The sequence below is a fragment of the Candidatus Sulfuricurvum sp. RIFRC-1 genome, assembly GCF_000310245.1.
In the GTDB taxonomy this organism is placed as follows: Bacteria; Campylobacterota; Campylobacteria; order Campylobacterales; family Sulfurimonadaceae; genus Sulfuricurvum.
Genome location: NC_020505.1, coordinates 730,532 through 746,438, shown reverse-complemented (window position 1 = coordinate 746,438; position 15,907 = coordinate 730,532). Strand labels below are relative to the sequence as shown.

Genomic DNA, 15,907 nt, shown 5'->3' with positions numbered 1-15,907 from the left:
TATCATAGTTCCACCACCCATGTATCTTTAAAGCCGCCTCCTTGAGACGAATTCACCAAATAATTCCCCTCTTCCATCGCATAACGGGTTAATCCTCCCATGCTGACCGTCACTTTTTCGCCATGAATCACATAAGCGCGTAGATCGGCTTTACGAGGGACGATACCCTCTTCCATCATGCACGGTAAATCGTAAAATTCGATTACCTCTTGAGCAATCCAGCGGCGCGGTTCTGCCAAAATCATTTCGATAATTTCGGCACGTTTTTCAGGAGTCAAGCGATTCCCGAACAATACACCGTATCCTCCCGCTTCAGCAACGTCCTTGATAACAAGTTTATCGATATTCTCCAGAACGTATTTTCGATCTTTTTCATAGTAGGGCAGATAGGTCGGAGCATTCGAGAGAATCGGTTCTTCATCCAGATAGTATTTGACCATTTGAGGGACGAAATAATAGATCCCTTTATCATCCGCAACACCGTTTCCGATACTGTTCATAATGGCAACATTTCCGGCACGATACGCTCGCGTGATCCCTTTTACTCCGATCAAGCTATCAGGCTCGAACTCTTCGGGATCGAGGAAATCATCATCGAGCCGCCGATAGATCGCTCCGATACGCTGACGTTCACCGTCATATGAGCATAAAAAAACCTCATCATTTTCAACCACCAAATCATCCCCCGAAGCGAGAGTCGCTCCGGTGATTTTAGCCAAATAGCTGTGTTCATAATACGCAGAGTTGTAGCGTCCCGGAGTGAGGACGACATTGAGCCCTCCGGTATTGACATAATCCATCGCTGCTTTGAGCTCATCACCGTAATGTTTAATTTTACTGATTTTCATCGATTCAAAAAATTCCGGATACGTATGACGAAACGCTCGACGGATAGTGAGGGGATAACTTACCCCGCTGGGGACACGAAGATTATCTTCCAAAATCACCCATTTGCCGCTCACCGCATCTTTGACCAGATCGATACCGCTGATGTGTGTACGAACCCCTTTGGGAGGATTCACACCCATAAACTCCGGCAAAAATGCTTTTGCCGAATCGACGTACTCACGTGGTACAACTCCATCGTTGACGATTTTTTGATCGTTATAAATATCATTTAAAAAAGCGTTGAGAGCTTTAACGCGCTGGATAATTCCTGCTTCTAAGGCGTCAAATTCTGCTTTGGGGATGATACGGGGGATCATGTCAAAAGGGAAAGAGCGTTCTATAAATGTTCCATCTTTAAAAAGATTGAAATTTACCGCATTGGCCTCTAGAAACTCTTTAAATTCGGAAACTTTACTTTGATCTACGCCATCAAAGATATCATAAAACTTTTGTAATTCTGGACACACAGGTTCAAGCATTCTCACCCCTTGAGTATTAGGACTAAGTCAATCATATCCTAAAGTAATCTCAAGGGTTGCTTAAAAAACAGTCAAATGTACTTTTTAGCCGTTTTTTAGAGTTTTCAGTGCTGTTTCGACATCATCTTGACGCATCAGTGATTCACCGACCAAAAAGGCATCTACACCCGCTTTGTTCAAATCTTCCAACTGACCGTGTTCATAGATTCCACTCTCAGCAACGATGATTTTCCCGTTCGGGATGAGAGGTATCAAATCGTAACTCAAATTCATATTCATCTCAAACGTCTGGAGGTTACGGTGGTTAATCCCGATAATGTCCGCACCCGCATAGATTGCTTTGGTCAGTTCGGCTTTATCGTGAATCTCAACGAGAGCCTCCATCCCCAAATGGCGAGTGTAGTTCAACAACTCTTTAAGCTCATCTTTGCTCAGTGCCGCCGCAATCAGGAGGACGAAATCGGCTCCGTACACAAGCGCTTCAAGAAGCTGATATTTGGAGATGATAAAGTCTTTGCGCAGAAGCGGAATACTCACATAACGGCGAATCTCCGCGAGATAATCGAGATTACCCTGAAAAAAGTGCGGCTCGGTAAGGATTGAAATCGCATTCGCTCCGCCGCGTTCATACGCCTGAGCAATCGCTACGGGATCGAAGTCTTCACGAATTACGCCACGCGAAGGGCTTGCTTTTTTCACTTCCGAAATAATGCGGTACGGTTCTTCGGGAGTAGAGGTGAGATAAGGTCTCACATCACGAGGTGCCCGTGCATTAAATGCCAATGAACGTCCGAGCCAATCCATACTGAATTTGGCTTCGCGTTCTATCAGATCTTCTTTGGTTTTTTTGATGATGTCGTCTAATATCATTAATTATTCTCCTTGGTTTTACACTTTTCAATCGCTTTGAGATGATCTTTCACCTCTTGCTCATCCGTTCCTATCATCGATTCGACTTGTTTGATCAAACGCAGTGCTTCAACACACTCATTTTGTTTGTAATGCCCCCACGCCAATGAATCGATGTAAAACGGTGAGTCAGGCTGTTTTTCGAGGGCGCGACGGACATATCCCATCCCCTCAGGGACATTGATCTCATGATCGATCATTAAATATCCCAAATAGTTCAGATAAAGAGGGTCTTCGATATCTTGCAGCGCTTTTTTAAGCCCTTCCATCACCTGTGAGAGCAAAACGGGATCTTTTCGATTGCTCGCACCTTCGTATTTAAAAACAGCACTCTGCGCAAGATAAAGAGGATTGTCTTCTCGTTCATACAACGTTTGGGCCAAGATTGAAGCTTTATCAAATACTTTTACTTTGACGTACAAATCGAGCAAAAGAGGATCGTTCAAATGTGATTTTTCGAGCAAAACGGTCATTTTTGAAATGTCTTGCTGATACAAATAAATTTTAAGGGCTTCGTCCGCAGCAGAAAGTTCTTTAAAAGCATCGTACGTTTGTTCATAAATCAGTGCCGCATCACCCAGCTGGCCGCTATCGGCATAAAAACTCCCCAAACGCTTACCGATAATTTGGCTGTTTCCATGAGTTCCGAGATGCTCTTTTAAAAACTTGATCGCTTCGGCTTTTTCACCTAACTGCGCATATTGAATCAAAGCGATCCGCTCTGCCGTCGTTTCATCATAATTTTGGGCGTACGCTTTTTTGAGGATCCCTACACCACCCGCATAATCTCCCAGTTTGAGCCGTGATTCGGCATAAAGGAGATAATCGGATGCTTTTTGGCTTATTTCACTCAAGCTCAAAGCTTTTTGCGACGCTTCTCCGAAACTTCCCGCTTTGAGCAAAGCGATAATCTCAAATCGTTTTAATGTTTGATCTTCAGGAGATTTTACCAGTTCTTCTGCCGTTTTTTGGGTAAGCGTTTTAATGTCGTTGGATTGTTCCAACATCCGTAATGACTGGTAAAGATACTCTTTTTTGGATGTTTGCTTGTAAAGTTCAGCAAAAAAAGCTGACGCTTGATGATGCTGTTGACGCATCTGCGCATCAAGCGCATAGAGTGAAAAGGTATCTTCTAATAGATTCCCATTATTGATGGCTTTGGGTGCGGCATTTGCCATTGAAACGATCAAGAAGGCTATCGATAGTAATTTAATCATGGATTATCCCCGGACACTCCGCTTTAAGTTCATCGATGCGGTGACGAAAATAATCCCAAAACGGGAAGGTTCGACACTGCAACGGTCTTGCAGTGTAAATACTACACCCATTTAGTGAACGATCAAAAAACGCACAGTCATATGAGCCCTTTACCAGCTTCTCTTTGAGGGAAAAGCGAAAGCCCTCTTTACGCAGATACGTACGGCGAAACTCCCCCTCATCCATCTCTAACAGCTTGGCAATCGCCGCAATCTCGGTGACGGAAACGAAAATATTGCCGCTCTCTCCGGTACAGCAGTTTCCCCCGCATTTAGCGCAAGCGGAGGGATCAAACGCAAAACTGAAACCTTCTTGTGTCATATACTCGGACATTTGATACTGTGCACCTTTGCTTTATCGTAAATCGCCTGCACCGCAGGGGTATAACACTCATCCGAAAACGTGATTAACGGAGGATAAATATTTAACATTGCTTTGCTGTTTTTTTTCAGATGGAGCATCACCAGTGTACTGGGACGATCCTCTTTTGAATGGACGAATTGTACATCAACGACTCTTAATCGTGAGCGTTCGCACGCAGTGCAAAGCTGAACAAATTGACGTGCATCGTAACAGATCACCGCTTCTCCGTTGGATTTGAGAAGTTTGGATATTTTGCTCATAAACGGCTCAATCGGCAAGTGGACGTTATAGCGTGCCTGATGGAGAATCGGGTTCTCAGAACGAGACACATTTTCATGATAAAACGGAGGGTTAGAGACGATCCAATCATAGCTTCCGTGAGCACCGAGTTCTAAGAAATCCCCCTCATGCAGGGTGTATCCGATATGGTTAATCGCCGCATTTCGACGGGCAAATTCGGCATACAAAGGCTGTTTTTCAACCGCTTCGACTCTCACGGCAGGAAAATCCCGCCCGATCAAAAGCCCTACGATTCCACTCCCCGCTCCGACATCGAGCATTTTCCCCTTTGGGGCAAAGCGGGAGATAAAGCCGTAGAGCAATATCGAATCGCTGTTGTAACAATAGCCTCCGTCGGGTTGATAAAGGAGCATTAAGAGACCTTTTTGTGTAATGTGTGAATTTTGCCGTTTTTTTAACATAGGTCTAAAGCTATGTTAACTTTTTTTAGTTTTTTTAACATAGCTCTTTGGATATGTCAAATTAAATGCCTTTTCTTAACATATCAAAAAGTTCGAGATTGACAAAAAATTTACTGTTTTTGATTTGAATATTTTTTACAATTCCCACAGTTTCAAGTTCATTGAGATATTTAGATGCTGTTTGTCTTGTAATACCTAATCTATCCACCAAGAACTCTATCTTCGTATACGGATGCATAAATAGCACCTCAACCAAATCTTTACTGTAAATCTTTGGCAGTTGCGTAGATATTTTATCTTGCGTTACAATCATCAAATCATTGATGCCGTTTATAAGTTCAACCGTTTCGAGCGACGTTTGTTCCACTCCATCGAGCATATACAAAATCCACTCTTCCCAATTATCCTTGGTTCTAACCTCTTGAAGAAGTCTATAATAATCCGCCTTATGAGTGATGATATAACGGCTCAGATAAAGGATAGGAATATCGAGTAAATCTTTTAAAATCAGATACAAGATATTGATAATCCGTCCCGTTCGCCCATTACCGTCATAAAACGGATGGATAGACTCAAACTGATAATGGATAATCGCCATATTGATGAGATCATCTATGTCGTTGGGTTCGTTGATATACGTTTCGAGATTATCCAAAAGTGCTTGTATGACCTCATACTCTTGCGGCGGAGTAAAGACAACCTCCCCCGTTTGTATATTTTTCAAAATCGTACCGCTTTGACGGCGCACACCTGCATTGTTCTGTTCCAATACCTGCTGAATCTCTATAATATACTTTTTTAACAACAAACGATTATCTTGTACGAGAGAAAAACCCTGTAGCAGTGCTTCACGATAGTTTTGTACTTCTTTGGCTTCATTCGTGACACTGGAAATATCCAATCCCGCACGATAGAGTTCATCATGCGTCGTGATGATATTTTCGATCTCAGAACTGTCTTTCGCCTCTTGTAGTAGCAAAGAGTTGATGAGGATCGCACTGTTAGGGATAATCTTCGCCACACCGTTTAGACGGGCTAATGCACGGTTAGCACTGATCGATTTTTTGAGAATTTTAGTGGTTTCGATGTTTTGGGGAAGAGGTAAGGTTTGCGGGGTGAATTGGGTCATTTTATTTTCTTCAATAGCTCTTTTGCTGGAGATTTTGAATACTCTTTATAAAAATGGTTAATATTTGAATCAAAAATATCAGACTTATCTCTGAGAAATTTTTTAAAACCTTTTAATGCTTTTTTCACATGAATATTTTTTTTAGCTATCGATTTTATTTTTTTTATATCAGCACCATTATTTAAAAATGCCAAATAGATATCAAATGAATCCCGTTCTCTCTTTTGTTTTTGACAGCTTTCCATCTTTGTGAGAAACATACCTGTAAAATCAACAAGATTAAATTCTAAACCGTCCAATGAATATTTATCAAATAAATCATTATTAAATAACAAAGCAGAATTAGGCAAGACGATTGACATCATTTTTACTGTATCTTCTTCTCTGTTTAAAGGTATATCTAAATCCAAATGATCAACAAACATACCTTTAATTTCACTAGCTTCAGTCATTTTAGGATGTAATAAATCAATATTAAAAATAAATTCTTTATCTTGTATTTGTTGCTTTTTCAGTAATTGAAATGGATGTTTAGCTGATGGAATAAACCCAGCTTCCATAAAAGCTTTTATAACTTTTTCGAGAGTTTTCGATTGATAACCTTCTCTGAACAGTATATCGACATCCAAAGTTCCAGGATGAGGAATCTCTTGAGTATTTCTTAAAAATGGACACCATCCACCAATGATAATATATTCTAATCCATCAAATTTCGATAATTCTGCAATTGTTTCTTTCAATAATTTTTTTGCGCCATCATTGATAGATTGTAGTGCTACTGAATTCACTATAAATTCCTCTCCAATTTCAAATCATCCAATCTTTCACCCTTTGGGATATAATTCAACAATTATATCACTTCATATCAGGTTTAACTATGATTATCATCCCTGCCCGTCTCGCTTCCACCCGCTTTCCCGAAAAAGTTTTAGCCGATATCGGCGGTTTGCCGATGGTGATCCGTACCGCAAAACGGGTCGAGTCCATCGATCGTGTCGTCGTCGCGTGTGACGATGAAAAAATCCTCGAAATCTGTGTGGCACACGGTGTCGAAGCGCGTCTCACCTCTACGACGCACAAAAGCGGAACCGACCGTATCAATGAGTGCGCTCAGATCATCGATGTACCTGATGATGAACTCATCATCAACGTCCAAGCCGATGAGCCGTTTATCGAAACGGAAGTACTTGAGCTACTCATCGAGCGTCTCAACGCCCTCAAAGCCATGAGCGCTCCGTTTATCATGGCTAGCTGCTACAACGCGATCAACACCGAGTCGGCACAAGATCCGAACCTCGTGAAAGTCATCACCGATGTAGATCATAACGCAATCTACTTCTCCCGTTCGCCGATCCCGTTCAACCGCAGCGGCGAGGCGAACTATTTCGGACATATCGGGATTTACGGCTTCACGAAAAAGTCCTTACATGATTTCTGCGCCCTCGGCGAAGCACCGCTCGAAGACATCGAAAAACTAGAGCAGCTCCGCGCACTCTATCACGGCAAAAAAATCTCGATGGTGAAAGTGGCCAGTAGCGGATTCGGGATCGATACGGTAGAGGATTTGGAGCGGGCGAAGAAAATTTTCGGAGTTTAATATAAACGTTTTTCACTGCTATACTGTTGCTATACTTAAAGCGTAAAATTATCAAAACGAATAAAGGTGTAGAAATGTCACTCATAGAACTGTTTACCGATTATGTCCTAAACCGTAAAAACTTAAAAGAATACGTTGAGCTTCGCAAAACGATCCATGAACGGGGTGAGTTTAACGATAGCAAGCTTATCCAAGCCGAAGAGAATCTCCAACGCCTTAAATCTGAAGAACCGGAAATTTACGAGGGGATGTACGAAACACTAACTAAAATTTACGCACGAAATGCAGGGTTGTCGATCGAATATCCTATCGATTTTATTCGTCAAATCCTAAAAATGTATGAAAGCTCACTCACGCCAAAACAGGTTTATGAAGAGTACAAGCGGGTATTAGAACATTATCATCACGATGTTTGATAGGTATTCTCTGCGCAAGAAAGGTTAAAACTTTTCCGCTTTTGATTTAGCGGCTTGAGCTTTTTCTAATTCTCCCGCACCTTGATAGATGAGTGATGCCCTTAAAAGAGAGTCGGGATCTTCACTCGGTTCACTGTCCAAAATAGCGACTGCGCTGTCAAACTCTTTATTTTTAGCAAAGCACTCTGCAATCTCTATCGCGTGTGCCTGCTTCGCGTGAGCATCAAGACTGTAATAAAGCCCTCTCTCCACAATGACATTGCGAGTCTCTTTTGCACGGTTATATTCAGAAGCCGCTTCGGTACAATTTCCCTCATTCAGATATTTTTCTATGCTCTTTATCTCCGAATGATATATCTCTTGGGTCTCTTTCCCCATTTTATTTTCCACTTCCGAGTAAATAAGCACACTCATAAAAACGGCTAACGAGAAGATACTTAGAACGATTAAAGCGGTTGATTTAGATTTTTTAGATTGGTTTTCTTCCATCGTTCGTCCCACCCTTTAATGAATAAATGATTGTTTATTGTATATCTTTTTGGAGGGTGTTGCAAGTGGGAATTTTATTTGCATCAATTGTTTCAGTTACGAGATGCGATTACAAAGATTTTAAAAGAAGTTGCTATGAAAGAAAAAGGGGGAAGAGTTTCCCCGAAAGGGGAAGATATCGAAGAAAAACTTAGATATTGTCGCGGATTCCGAGATCAGTAACTAATTTGTTGTAAACCGCACGGTTTGTACGTTTCAAATAACGCATCAAACGACGACGTTGACCAACAAGTTTCAAAAGACCAAGACGTGATGAATGGTCTTTTTTGAATGTTTTCAAATGCTCAGTAAGAGCTGCAATACGAGTTGAAAGAAGTGCAATTTGTACTTCACTTGAACCGGTATCACCTTCAGTTCTTTGGTATTGTTTGATAATTTGCGTTTTGTTTGCCGTATCTAAAGCCATAATAGCCTCCTGATGGGTATAAATTTTACTTGAAAGACAATTCGTTCAAGCAGGGTCGGAATTATAGCTAAAAAATTCCCGTTTTGCGCTAAATTTCCCTGCAAGTCACCTCTAATAATTTTTAGCTATAATAACTTTCCAATTACAGGAGGATCCGCTATGTTGATGACCCGCGCCAGCGAATATGCTCTATTGTCGCTTATCGTTTTGGCCAAAGCGGGTCGTCCTCTCGATGTAGACACCCTCTCTCGTGAACTCGACATCTCTAAAAGTTTTTTAGCCAAAATTCTCCAGTCACTTGCCAGACAAGGGATTCTCAACTCTTATAAAGGGGTTAACGGAGGATTTGAGCTTACCCGACATAGCCGCGACATTACGGTTTTAGAAGTGATGGAAACGGTTGAGGGGAAAAGCCCTGCCGTATTTAGTTGCTCCCCATCACAAGAGGATTGTCCTTCCAATAAAGCAATGAGTTGCGGTTTATGGCCATTTTTAAACCGATTACAAGGGAAAGTGGACACTTTTTTAGGTACATTGACCCTCGAAGCCATTTTAGAAGAGTAATGCTTGGCAAAAGCAAAAAATAAAACACCCGATATTAAAACGGTATTATCAGCACTTTTTGCCTCACGCGATCTCAGTGTCGTTTTTTTCGTTATGGCAATTTTGGCGATTATTATCGTGCCACTCCCGAGTGCGCTGCTGGATTTACTCCTGGCAGTTGTCATCGCCTTGTCAGTTCTCATATTATTAATCTCACTTTATATCCCTAAACCGACCGATTTAACCACATTTCCGACGCTGTTACTCGTCATTACCCTCTTTCGACTGGCCCTCAACATTGCAACCACCCGTATGATCTTGAGTCACGGTCACGAAGGGCCTGAAGCGGTCAGTGATATCGTTACCAGTTTCGGGAACTTCGTCGTCGGCGGCAATATGGTCATCGGGGTTATCGTCTTTACCATCTTGGTCTTGATCAATTTCATGGTTATCACCAAAGGTTCAGGCCGCGTTGCCGAAGTTGCGGCACGTTTCACCCTCGATGCAATGCCCGGTAAACAGATGGCGATTGATGCCGATCTCAACAGCGGATTGATTGACGAGAGCGAAGCAAAACGCCGCCGTGCGGAGATCTTGCAAGATGCCAATTTCTACGGAGCAATGGACGGTTCGAGCAAATTTATCAAAGGAGACGCCGTTGCGGGGATCATCATCACCCTCATCAACATCATCGGCGGCTTTTTAATCGGAATTTTTCAATTCGATCTTGATGTCGCCAGCAGTGCGCATACCTATACGATCCTCACGATCGGGGACGGACTCGTATCCCAAATACCCGCGCTCATCATCTCAACCGCAACCGGTATTATGATCACACGCGGTTCAAGCGATACCGGTGGGAACTTCGCCGAAGGAAGCATTAACCAACTCATGGGAAATGCTCGAGTTATGATCATCGTCGGATTCATCATGATCCTTTTCGCTATGGTTCCGGGGCTACCGACCCTCTCAATGGGCTTTGTAGGACTTGTTTTCGCCGGATTGGGATATGCCCTGTATAAATATGAAAAAGGGGATCTCGTACTCACCTCTGCCCCTGCCGTTGCAAAAAAAGGTGTTCTCTCCGGCTCTGACGGAGCTTCCGGCAGTGAGGGGGGAACATCCGCCGCTCCTCGCCGCAAAACAAATGAAGAGATTGCCAAAGAGGAAGAAGCTGCCTTAGAAGATATTCTCAAAATCGAAATGCTCGAACTCACCCTCGGATATCAACTCATTCGCCTCGCGGACAATACGCAGGGGGGAGATTTGCTGGAACGTATCCGATCCATGCGGCGTAAAATCGCCTCGGATTTCGGGTTTCTCATGCCGCAGGTCCGTATCCGCGATAATCTCCACCTCAAACCGACCCAATATGAAATTCTCCTCAAAGGGGTCAATATTGGGGATGGGCTGATTCAACCCGATCGTTATCTCGCTATGGACAGCGGAATGGTAATGGGCGAAATTCAAGGGGAACCTACAAAAGAGCCTGCATTCGGACTCGATGCGCTGTGGATTGACCCTGCTCTCAAAGAAGATGCCATCATTAACGGCTATACCGTTGTCGACCCGGCAACGGTCATCTCTACCCACATGAGTGAACTGGTGAAGCGACATGCTGAAGAGCTCCTCACTCGCCAAGAGACTCAGTCGCTTATCGAGAAAATCAAAAACGATTATCCGGTTGTCGTGGATGATCTCCTCAAAGTGGCGAATATCGGTCTTATTCAACGAGTTTTCAAAGCATTGTTGCATGAACGGATACCGCTCAAAGATATGATCACAATTTTAGAAACCATGGCCGATGTGGCGGAATACACCAAAAGTGTCGATACCATCACCGAGCATGTCCGTGCAAAACTTTCCCGTATTATTACTCAGCTCTATACGGGACCAGATGGGATTATCAAACTCCTCACGTTCGATACAATGAGTGAGCAAAAAATGTTGGAAAAATCACAAGAACGAGACGGAGCGAAACAGCTTCTTCTCAATGTCGGAGAGATCAACGGACTTATCCAAGCAACAAGTCTAAAAGCAACCGAACTTCTCCAGAAAGGGATATCTCCGATCATTATTATTGTTGATCCGAAACTTCGTCGTCCGTTGGCCGAAATCTATGAACGTTTCAGCCTCGATATTGTCACCCTCTCTCATGCCGAAATTGATTCGAACGCCAAATTCGAAGTACTCGGTTCCATCACTTTAGATACCAAATAGGATATTCATGCAAAAAACGTTTTATCACCTCTCTCATATAGACCTCGATGGCTACAGCTGCCAGCTTGTAATGGCCCAAACTGAACACACCATGATTAGTTTTAATGCCAATTACGGTGCCGAAGTCATGGATCGTCTAGAAGAGATAATCGAGCGAATCAAAAAAGCCAAACAAAGTGCCACTATCCTTATCAGTGACCTTAACCTCTATCCCGATGAAGCACGATGGCTTAACAATGAGGTCAATCGCCTCAATGAGGGCGGATGGAACATTACCATTACCCTTCTCGATCACCACGGCAGTGGTAAAGATACGGCGGCACAATATCCGTGGTATTTTTTGGATACCGAGCGTTGTGCGACCAAAATCGTCTACGAATATGCAATGGAGAACTACGGACTTGAGAGCGGCGGATGGCTCGAAGCATTTGTTAAAGTCGTTAATGCAGTCGATCTCTGGCATCAAGATGAAATTGAAGATTTTGAATACGGCAAAGTGTGCATGCGTCTCATCAGTGATGCGAAAGAGCTCAGCCGCGTCATGTTCGCCGATGAAGATCGCGAATATAAACTCGCCATGCTCGAACATGCCGCCACAATGCGCAATCTTCCCAATGCCAACATCATCCTTGACGAAGCACTCCATAAAATGAAAAAAGAGTTTTTCAAAGACGGTGTGGACAATACCCTCGATAATCTCTCGACGAAACACATTGTTGCACTGCTGGGAACTAAACGCTCGACTATGACCATCTATTACAAAGGATGGAGAGGATTTTTAAGCTACGGACTGGGAAATACCTCGATCATTGGAAACGGTTTTCTCACTGAATTCCCCGATTTTGATTTTATTGTCGATGTTGGAACACGCGGCACCATGAGTCTACGCGGTCATGACAAAGTCGATGTGGCAATGATGGCGGGAGAATGGGTCGGCGGCGGCGGACATCCTAATGCCGCAGGCGGGCGGATTCAAGGATTCAAAGAGCAATTCCGCTACGACAAAGTAAAACGCCAAATGGAAGACATGCTCGCAAACAAAGAGGCCATGCCCGGAAAACTTCCTCATAAAATAGAAGAGTAACCCAACCGTATGATTCAAATCAACAACCTCACCAAAAGCTACGGAACCCGGGTTCTCTTCGAGAACTTATCCCTCAAACTGAACGCCGGGAATAAAGTCGGTTTCGTCGGACGCAACGGAAGCGGAAAATCGACCCTCTTTAAAATCATTTTGGATGAAGAGCCTCATGATTCGGGAGAAATTATTATCCCGAAAAACTACCGCATCGGAACCCTTCGTCAACATCTTCACTTCACCCACAAAACCGTCCGTGAAGAGTGTGCATCGGTTCTCACAGGGGATATGGAGCACGAAGTCTATCGGGTCGAAAAAATCCTCTTCGGTCTGGGATTTACACAAGACGATTTGGAGAAAGACCCGCTCAGTTTTTCAGGGGGGTATCAAATCCGTCTCAACCTCGTCAAACTCCTCGTCACCGAACCCAATCTGTTATTGCTCGATGAGCCGACCAACTACCTCGACATCGTCTCTCTGCGCTGGCTGGCAAGCTTTATCCGAGCTTTTGAGGGTGAAGTGATCCTCATCACCCATGATCGCGATTTTATGGACTCGGTCAGTACCCATACGATGGGATTACGTCGTAGAACTGTCTCTATAATCAAAGGCAATAGCCATAAATATTATGAAATGATGGAGAGCGAAGACGAGCTCTACGTCAAAACTAAAATCAATCACGACAAAAAACGTGAAGAACTTATCGATTTTGTTGCCCGAAACAAAGCCCGTGCTTCCACGGCGGTCATGGCACAGTCCAAACAAAAAGAGCTGGACAAGATGGGAGTTATGGAATCACTCGAAGGGGAAAAAGATCTCTCTTTTTCGTTCTCGTATAAACCTACCCCCGCCAAAATCATTATGCAGGTGAAAGATCTCTCCTTCGGATACAGTGCCGATGAGCTCCTCTTCCATAATCTCTCATTTAATATGGAGAGTAAAAAATGCCTCGCTATCATCGGGAAAAACGGTAAAGGTAAATCAACCCTCCTCAACACCCTCGCAGGGGTTTTAACGCCCAACGGTGAAATCACTTCCCACCCTTCCACCGCCATCGCCCACTTCGGTCAAACGAACATCGACCGCCTCGATAAAAACCGCACCATCACTGAAGAGATCCAAAGTGCCGACAATACGCTTCAAAATGTCCGTATTAGAGGTATCTGCGGAACCATGATGTTCAGCGGCGACGATGCCGATAAAAAAATATCTATCCTCTCAGGGGGAGAGCGCAGCCGTGTCATGCTGGGGAAAATCATCGCCACCCCTGCCAACCTCCTCTTCCTCGATGAGCCAACCAACCACCTCGATATGCAGTCCATTGACTCACTGTGTGACGCACTCAAACGGTTCGAGGGTTCCGTCGTCATTGTCACCCACTCCGAAATGCTATTGCGTGAGTTAGCCGATCAACTTATCATCTTTCGTGAGGGAAATGCAGAGTTTTTCGATGGCGGATACGATGAGTTCTTGGAGAAGATCGGATGGGATGAAGAGATATCTGATGCTCCCAAACCAGTCAAAGTGACTGCGAATGTCAATAAGAAAGAGCAAAAACAGCAGCGTGCCGAACTGATCCAAGAGCGCTCCCGATTGCTGAACCCTCTCAAAAAAGAGATCGATTACTGTGAGAATACGATTATGACTCTGGAGGAGAAGGTGAAAACGGCTCATGAACAGCTGATCGTCTACTCCAATCAAGGAGAAAGCACTAAACTCATGGAACTCTCCAAACAGGTTGCTAGTGATGAGAAGCTGATCGAAGAGCTGTTCGAGCGGCTCGAAATCGCCAGTGATGACTTTGAACGGATCACCAAAGAGACCGATGAAAAACTCGAAGCCCTCTAAAGTCCGTCTGGACAAACTCCTCGGCTCATTGGGCTATTGCGTGCGCAAAGAGGTTGCCGCTCTTCTACGTGAGGGTATCATCACCCACACCGAAAATCTTCCCCTAAAAAGTGATACCAAAGTCTCACATAACGAAATCCTCTTTGAAAACGAGCCGCTCGATCCTCCTACTGGGATGGTGATTTTGATGCACAAACCTATAGGATTCATCTGCTCCCACGATGATGGTGAGGGAAAACTCGTTTATGATCTCCTCCCGCCGCGTTGGAGAATGCGCGATCCCAAAATCTCCACCATAGGGCGACTCGACAAAGAGACGAGTGGACTACTGCTCCTTACCGACGACGGGCAACTCCTCCACCGCCTCACCTCCCCGCGCCATCACGTCCCAAAACTCTACGAAGCGACACTCGATCGACCGTTAAAAGGGGATGAAGCAGAAATTTTCGCCTCGGGAACACTGATGCTCAACGGTGAAAAAAGCCCCTGTCTTCCGGCGAAGCTCACTATCATTGACGATATACACGCTACATTGGAGATCACCGAAGGACGCTATCATCAGGTACGGCGAATGTTTGCGGCAGTGGGGAATCATGTCACTGCATTGCACCGCTCTAGCTTTGGGGATTTGAGATTGGGGGATTTAGAGGTTGGGGAGTATTATGTACTCAATCACAGCGCATTAAATTATCTTCAGCTTTAACAAAATCTCTCTTCTTAAAACTCCAATAATACCGTTGATCTTCAATTTCAATTTCCGCATGAGTGCATCCATGATCTGCCCTATCAAATAATGAAAAGTCAGTCCATTTACTCAAATTAATATGCAAACCTGTTAGACTAGTATGGTGTTTCTCTTTTGCTACATTCCAAATAAACAACGACGCTTCTATATATGCCGAAAATCCCAAAAAAATAATCCCTCCACCGATCAATGAAGCAATAGATAAACGATTAAGACGATAATATTTTTTTAACACATAGAAGCCAAAAATCATTAAAACAAAAAAAGCGATAATCGATAAATAAACTATATCCACATAAATGACACTCCAATAAAATGGATAAATGATCAATTGTGAAAAACATCCTAGAAAAAACAATACTATCAAAAAAACAACTCCGATAGCTTCTAACATCTAATGTCCCCTTCCCCACCGATAAACCACCGTCGCTGCAAAAATCCCAACCGCATCCGCCAAAAGATCAAACCAGTCAAATGAGCGACTTGGAAAATAGAGCTGACTCACCTCTTCGGCAAACGCAAAGCTCATTACAAGCAACGTCCCGATCTCTATCCTAAACCACCGTTTCCCATTTAACCCGTAATTGAGCAAATACACCATGATCCCATACAAGATGGCATGAGCAATTTTATCGCCGTAGGGGATCATCCCCACCACATGAAACGCGAAGTTATAGTTTGCCGTATCGGCTTTATAGATTATCCCCAATAGGAGAAGAAAAAACAGCCCCGGATAGAGGAGCCGTTTAAGAGGGTTCGGTTTTACTCCTGTTTCCATC

At 43.7% G+C, this 15,907-nt stretch carries 18 protein-coding genes; 7 read left to right on the top strand and 11 right to left on the bottom strand.

Annotated features, from left to right (window positions below; genetic code table 11):
- Positions 1-2 precede the first annotated feature (2 nt).
- From B649_RS03900 to B649_RS03870, 7 genes are all read right to left on the bottom strand, one after another.
- Positions 3-1,367, bottom strand: a complete 1,365-nt coding sequence (locus tag B649_RS03900; RefSeq protein ID WP_015653202.1) for a circularly permuted type 2 ATP-grasp protein — start codon at positions 1,365-1,367, stop codon at positions 3-5.
- A gap of 84 nt (positions 1,368-1,451) precedes the next feature.
- Positions 1,452-2,237, bottom strand: a complete 786-nt coding sequence (gene trpC, locus B649_RS03895) for an indole-3-glycerol phosphate synthase TrpC (protein ID WP_015653201.1) — start codon at positions 2,235-2,237, stop codon at positions 1,452-1,454.
- Positions 2,237-3,493 carry a hypothetical protein gene (locus B649_RS03890; protein WP_015653200.1) on the bottom strand — a complete coding sequence of 419 codons (1,257 nt, stop codon included), beginning with the start codon at positions 3,491-3,493 and terminating at the stop codon, positions 2,237-2,239. The genes trpC and B649_RS03890 overlap by 1 nt, the downstream gene beginning before the upstream one ends.
- Positions 3,486-3,866 carry a YkgJ family cysteine cluster protein gene (locus tag B649_RS03885; protein ID WP_015653199.1) on the bottom strand — a complete coding sequence of 127 codons (381 nt, stop codon included), beginning with the start codon at positions 3,864-3,866 and terminating at the stop codon, positions 3,486-3,488. Before B649_RS03885 ends, B649_RS03890 begins: the two co-directional genes overlap by 8 nt.
- Positions 3,851-4,549, bottom strand: a complete 699-nt coding sequence (locus tag B649_RS03880; RefSeq protein ID WP_015653198.1) for a methyltransferase — start codon at positions 4,547-4,549, stop codon at positions 3,851-3,853. Before B649_RS03880 ends, B649_RS03885 begins: the two co-directional genes overlap by 16 nt.
- Before the next feature lie 109 nt (positions 4,550-4,658).
- On the bottom strand, positions 4,659-5,726 hold the full coding sequence (locus tag B649_RS03875; protein WP_015653197.1) for a Fic family protein: 1,068 nt from the start codon (positions 5,724-5,726) through the stop codon (positions 4,659-4,661).
- Positions 5,723-6,514, bottom strand: coding sequence for a hypothetical protein (locus B649_RS03870; protein ID WP_015653196.1), 792 nt, complete (start codon positions 6,512-6,514; stop codon positions 5,723-5,725). Before B649_RS03870 ends, B649_RS03875 begins: the two co-directional genes overlap by 4 nt.
- Positions 6,515-6,603: 89 nt before the next feature.
- Between B649_RS03870 and kdsB the strand changes: the two genes are divergently transcribed.
- Together kdsB and B649_RS03860 are read left to right on the top strand one after the other, a co-directional pair.
- Complete coding sequence (kdsB, locus tag B649_RS03865; RefSeq protein ID WP_015653195.1) at positions 6,604-7,323, top strand: 3-deoxy-manno-octulosonate cytidylyltransferase; 720 nt, start codon at positions 6,604-6,606, stop codon at positions 7,321-7,323.
- Between the two features lie 74 nt (positions 7,324-7,397).
- Entirely contained in the window at positions 7,398-7,739 is a 342-nt protein-coding gene (locus B649_RS03860; protein ID WP_015653194.1) for a hypothetical protein, read from the top strand.
- Positions 7,740-7,763: 24 nt separating this feature from the next.
- Here the strand turns inward: B649_RS03860 and B649_RS03855 are convergent, their stop codons facing one another.
- Both B649_RS03855 and rpsO read right to left on the bottom strand, forming a co-directional pair.
- The gene (locus B649_RS03855; protein WP_015653193.1) at positions 7,764-8,228 is read right to left on the bottom strand and encodes a hypothetical protein; all 465 of its coding nucleotides are present in this window, start codon (positions 8,226-8,228) and stop codon (positions 7,764-7,766) included.
- A gap of 190 nt (positions 8,229-8,418) precedes the next feature.
- Positions 8,419-8,694, bottom strand: a complete 276-nt coding sequence (rpsO, locus tag B649_RS03850; protein WP_015653192.1) for a 30S ribosomal protein S15 — start codon at positions 8,692-8,694, stop codon at positions 8,419-8,421.
- Positions 8,695-8,853: 159 nt separating this feature from the next.
- Between rpsO and B649_RS03845 the strand changes: the two genes are divergently transcribed.
- From B649_RS03845 to B649_RS03825, 5 genes are all read left to right on the top strand, one after another.
- Positions 8,854-9,258: an Rrf2 family transcriptional regulator gene (locus B649_RS03845; protein WP_015653191.1), complete on the top strand. Its 405-nt coding sequence runs from the start codon at positions 8,854-8,856 to the stop codon at positions 9,256-9,258.
- A gap of 93 nt (positions 9,259-9,351) precedes the next feature.
- On the top strand, positions 9,352-11,457 hold the full coding sequence (flhA, locus tag B649_RS03840) for a flagellar biosynthesis protein FlhA (protein WP_291750964.1): 2,106 nt from the start codon (positions 9,352-9,354) through the stop codon (positions 11,455-11,457).
- Between the two features lie 7 nt (positions 11,458-11,464).
- Positions 11,465-12,541 carry a hypothetical protein gene (locus B649_RS03835; RefSeq protein WP_015653189.1) on the top strand — a complete coding sequence of 359 codons (1,077 nt, stop codon included), beginning with the start codon at positions 11,465-11,467 and terminating at the stop codon, positions 12,539-12,541.
- Between the two features lie 9 nt (positions 12,542-12,550).
- Positions 12,551-14,383, top strand: a complete 1,833-nt coding sequence (locus B649_RS03830; RefSeq protein WP_015653188.1) for an ABC-F family ATP-binding cassette domain-containing protein — start codon at positions 12,551-12,553, stop codon at positions 14,381-14,383.
- A complete protein-coding gene (locus tag B649_RS03825; protein ID WP_015653187.1) occupies positions 14,361-15,086 on the top strand; it encodes a 16S rRNA pseudouridine(516) synthase in 726 nt (241 codons plus the stop codon). The genes B649_RS03830 and B649_RS03825 overlap by 23 nt, the downstream gene beginning before the upstream one ends.
- Here B649_RS03825 and B649_RS03820 read toward each other — a convergent pair.
- Both B649_RS03820 and B649_RS03815 read right to left on the bottom strand, forming a co-directional pair.
- The gene (locus tag B649_RS03820; RefSeq protein WP_015653186.1) at positions 15,052-15,522 is read right to left on the bottom strand and encodes an efflux RND transporter permease subunit; all 471 of its coding nucleotides are present in this window, start codon (positions 15,520-15,522) and stop codon (positions 15,052-15,054) included. The two genes, B649_RS03825 and B649_RS03820, sit on opposite strands and share 35 nt — an antisense overlap.
- The gene (locus B649_RS03815; RefSeq protein WP_015653185.1) at positions 15,523-15,906 is read right to left on the bottom strand and encodes a VanZ family protein; all 384 of its coding nucleotides are present in this window, start codon (positions 15,904-15,906) and stop codon (positions 15,523-15,525) included.
- Between the last annotated feature and the right edge of the window lies 1 nt (position 15,907).

Coding starts and splice junctions, on each gene's coding strand:
- trpC (WP_015653201.1), bottom strand. CDS start 2,237: ATGATATTAGACGACATCATCAAAAAAACCAAAGAAGATCTGATAGAA.
- B649_RS03845 (WP_015653191.1), top strand. CDS start 8,854: ATGTTGATGACCCGCGCCAGCGAATATGCTCTATTGTCGCTTATCGTT.
- B649_RS03880 (WP_015653198.1), bottom strand. CDS start 4,549: ATGCTCCTTTATCAACCCGACGGAGGCTATTGTTACAACAGCGATTCG.
- B649_RS03820 (WP_015653186.1), bottom strand. CDS start 15,522: ATGTTAGAAGCTATCGGAGTTGTTTTTTTGATAGTATTGTTTTTTCTA.
- rpsO (WP_015653192.1), bottom strand. CDS start 8,694: ATGGCTTTAGATACGGCAAACAAAACGCAAATTATCAAACAATACCAA.
- flhA (WP_291750964.1), top strand. CDS start 9,352: ATGGCAATTTTGGCGATTATTATCGTGCCACTCCCGAGTGCGCTGCTG.
- B649_RS03830 (WP_015653188.1), top strand. CDS start 12,551: ATGATTCAAATCAACAACCTCACCAAAAGCTACGGAACCCGGGTTCTC.
- B649_RS03815 (WP_015653185.1), bottom strand. CDS start 15,906: ATGGAAACAGGAGTAAAACCGAACCCTCTTAAACGGCTCCTCTATCCG.
- B649_RS03855 (WP_015653193.1), bottom strand. CDS start 8,228: ATGGAAGAAAACCAATCTAAAAAATCTAAATCAACCGCTTTAATCGTT.
- B649_RS03875 (WP_015653197.1), bottom strand. CDS start 5,726: ATGACCCAATTCACCCCGCAAACCTTACCTCTTCCCCAAAACATCGAA.
- B649_RS03890 (WP_015653200.1), bottom strand. CDS start 3,493: ATGATTAAATTACTATCGATAGCCTTCTTGATCGTTTCAATGGCAAAT.
- B649_RS03860 (WP_015653194.1), top strand. CDS start 7,398: ATGTCACTCATAGAACTGTTTACCGATTATGTCCTAAACCGTAAAAAC.
- B649_RS03885 (WP_015653199.1), bottom strand. CDS start 3,866: ATGTCCGAGTATATGACACAAGAAGGTTTCAGTTTTGCGTTTGATCCC.
- kdsB (WP_015653195.1), top strand. CDS start 6,604: ATGATTATCATCCCTGCCCGTCTCGCTTCCACCCGCTTTCCCGAAAAA.
- B649_RS03900 (WP_015653202.1), bottom strand. CDS start 1,367: ATGCTTGAACCTGTGTGTCCAGAATTACAAAAGTTTTATGATATCTTT.
- B649_RS03825 (WP_015653187.1), top strand. CDS start 14,361: ATGAAAAACTCGAAGCCCTCTAAAGTCCGTCTGGACAAACTCCTCGGC.
- B649_RS03835 (WP_015653189.1), top strand. CDS start 11,465: ATGCAAAAAACGTTTTATCACCTCTCTCATATAGACCTCGATGGCTAC.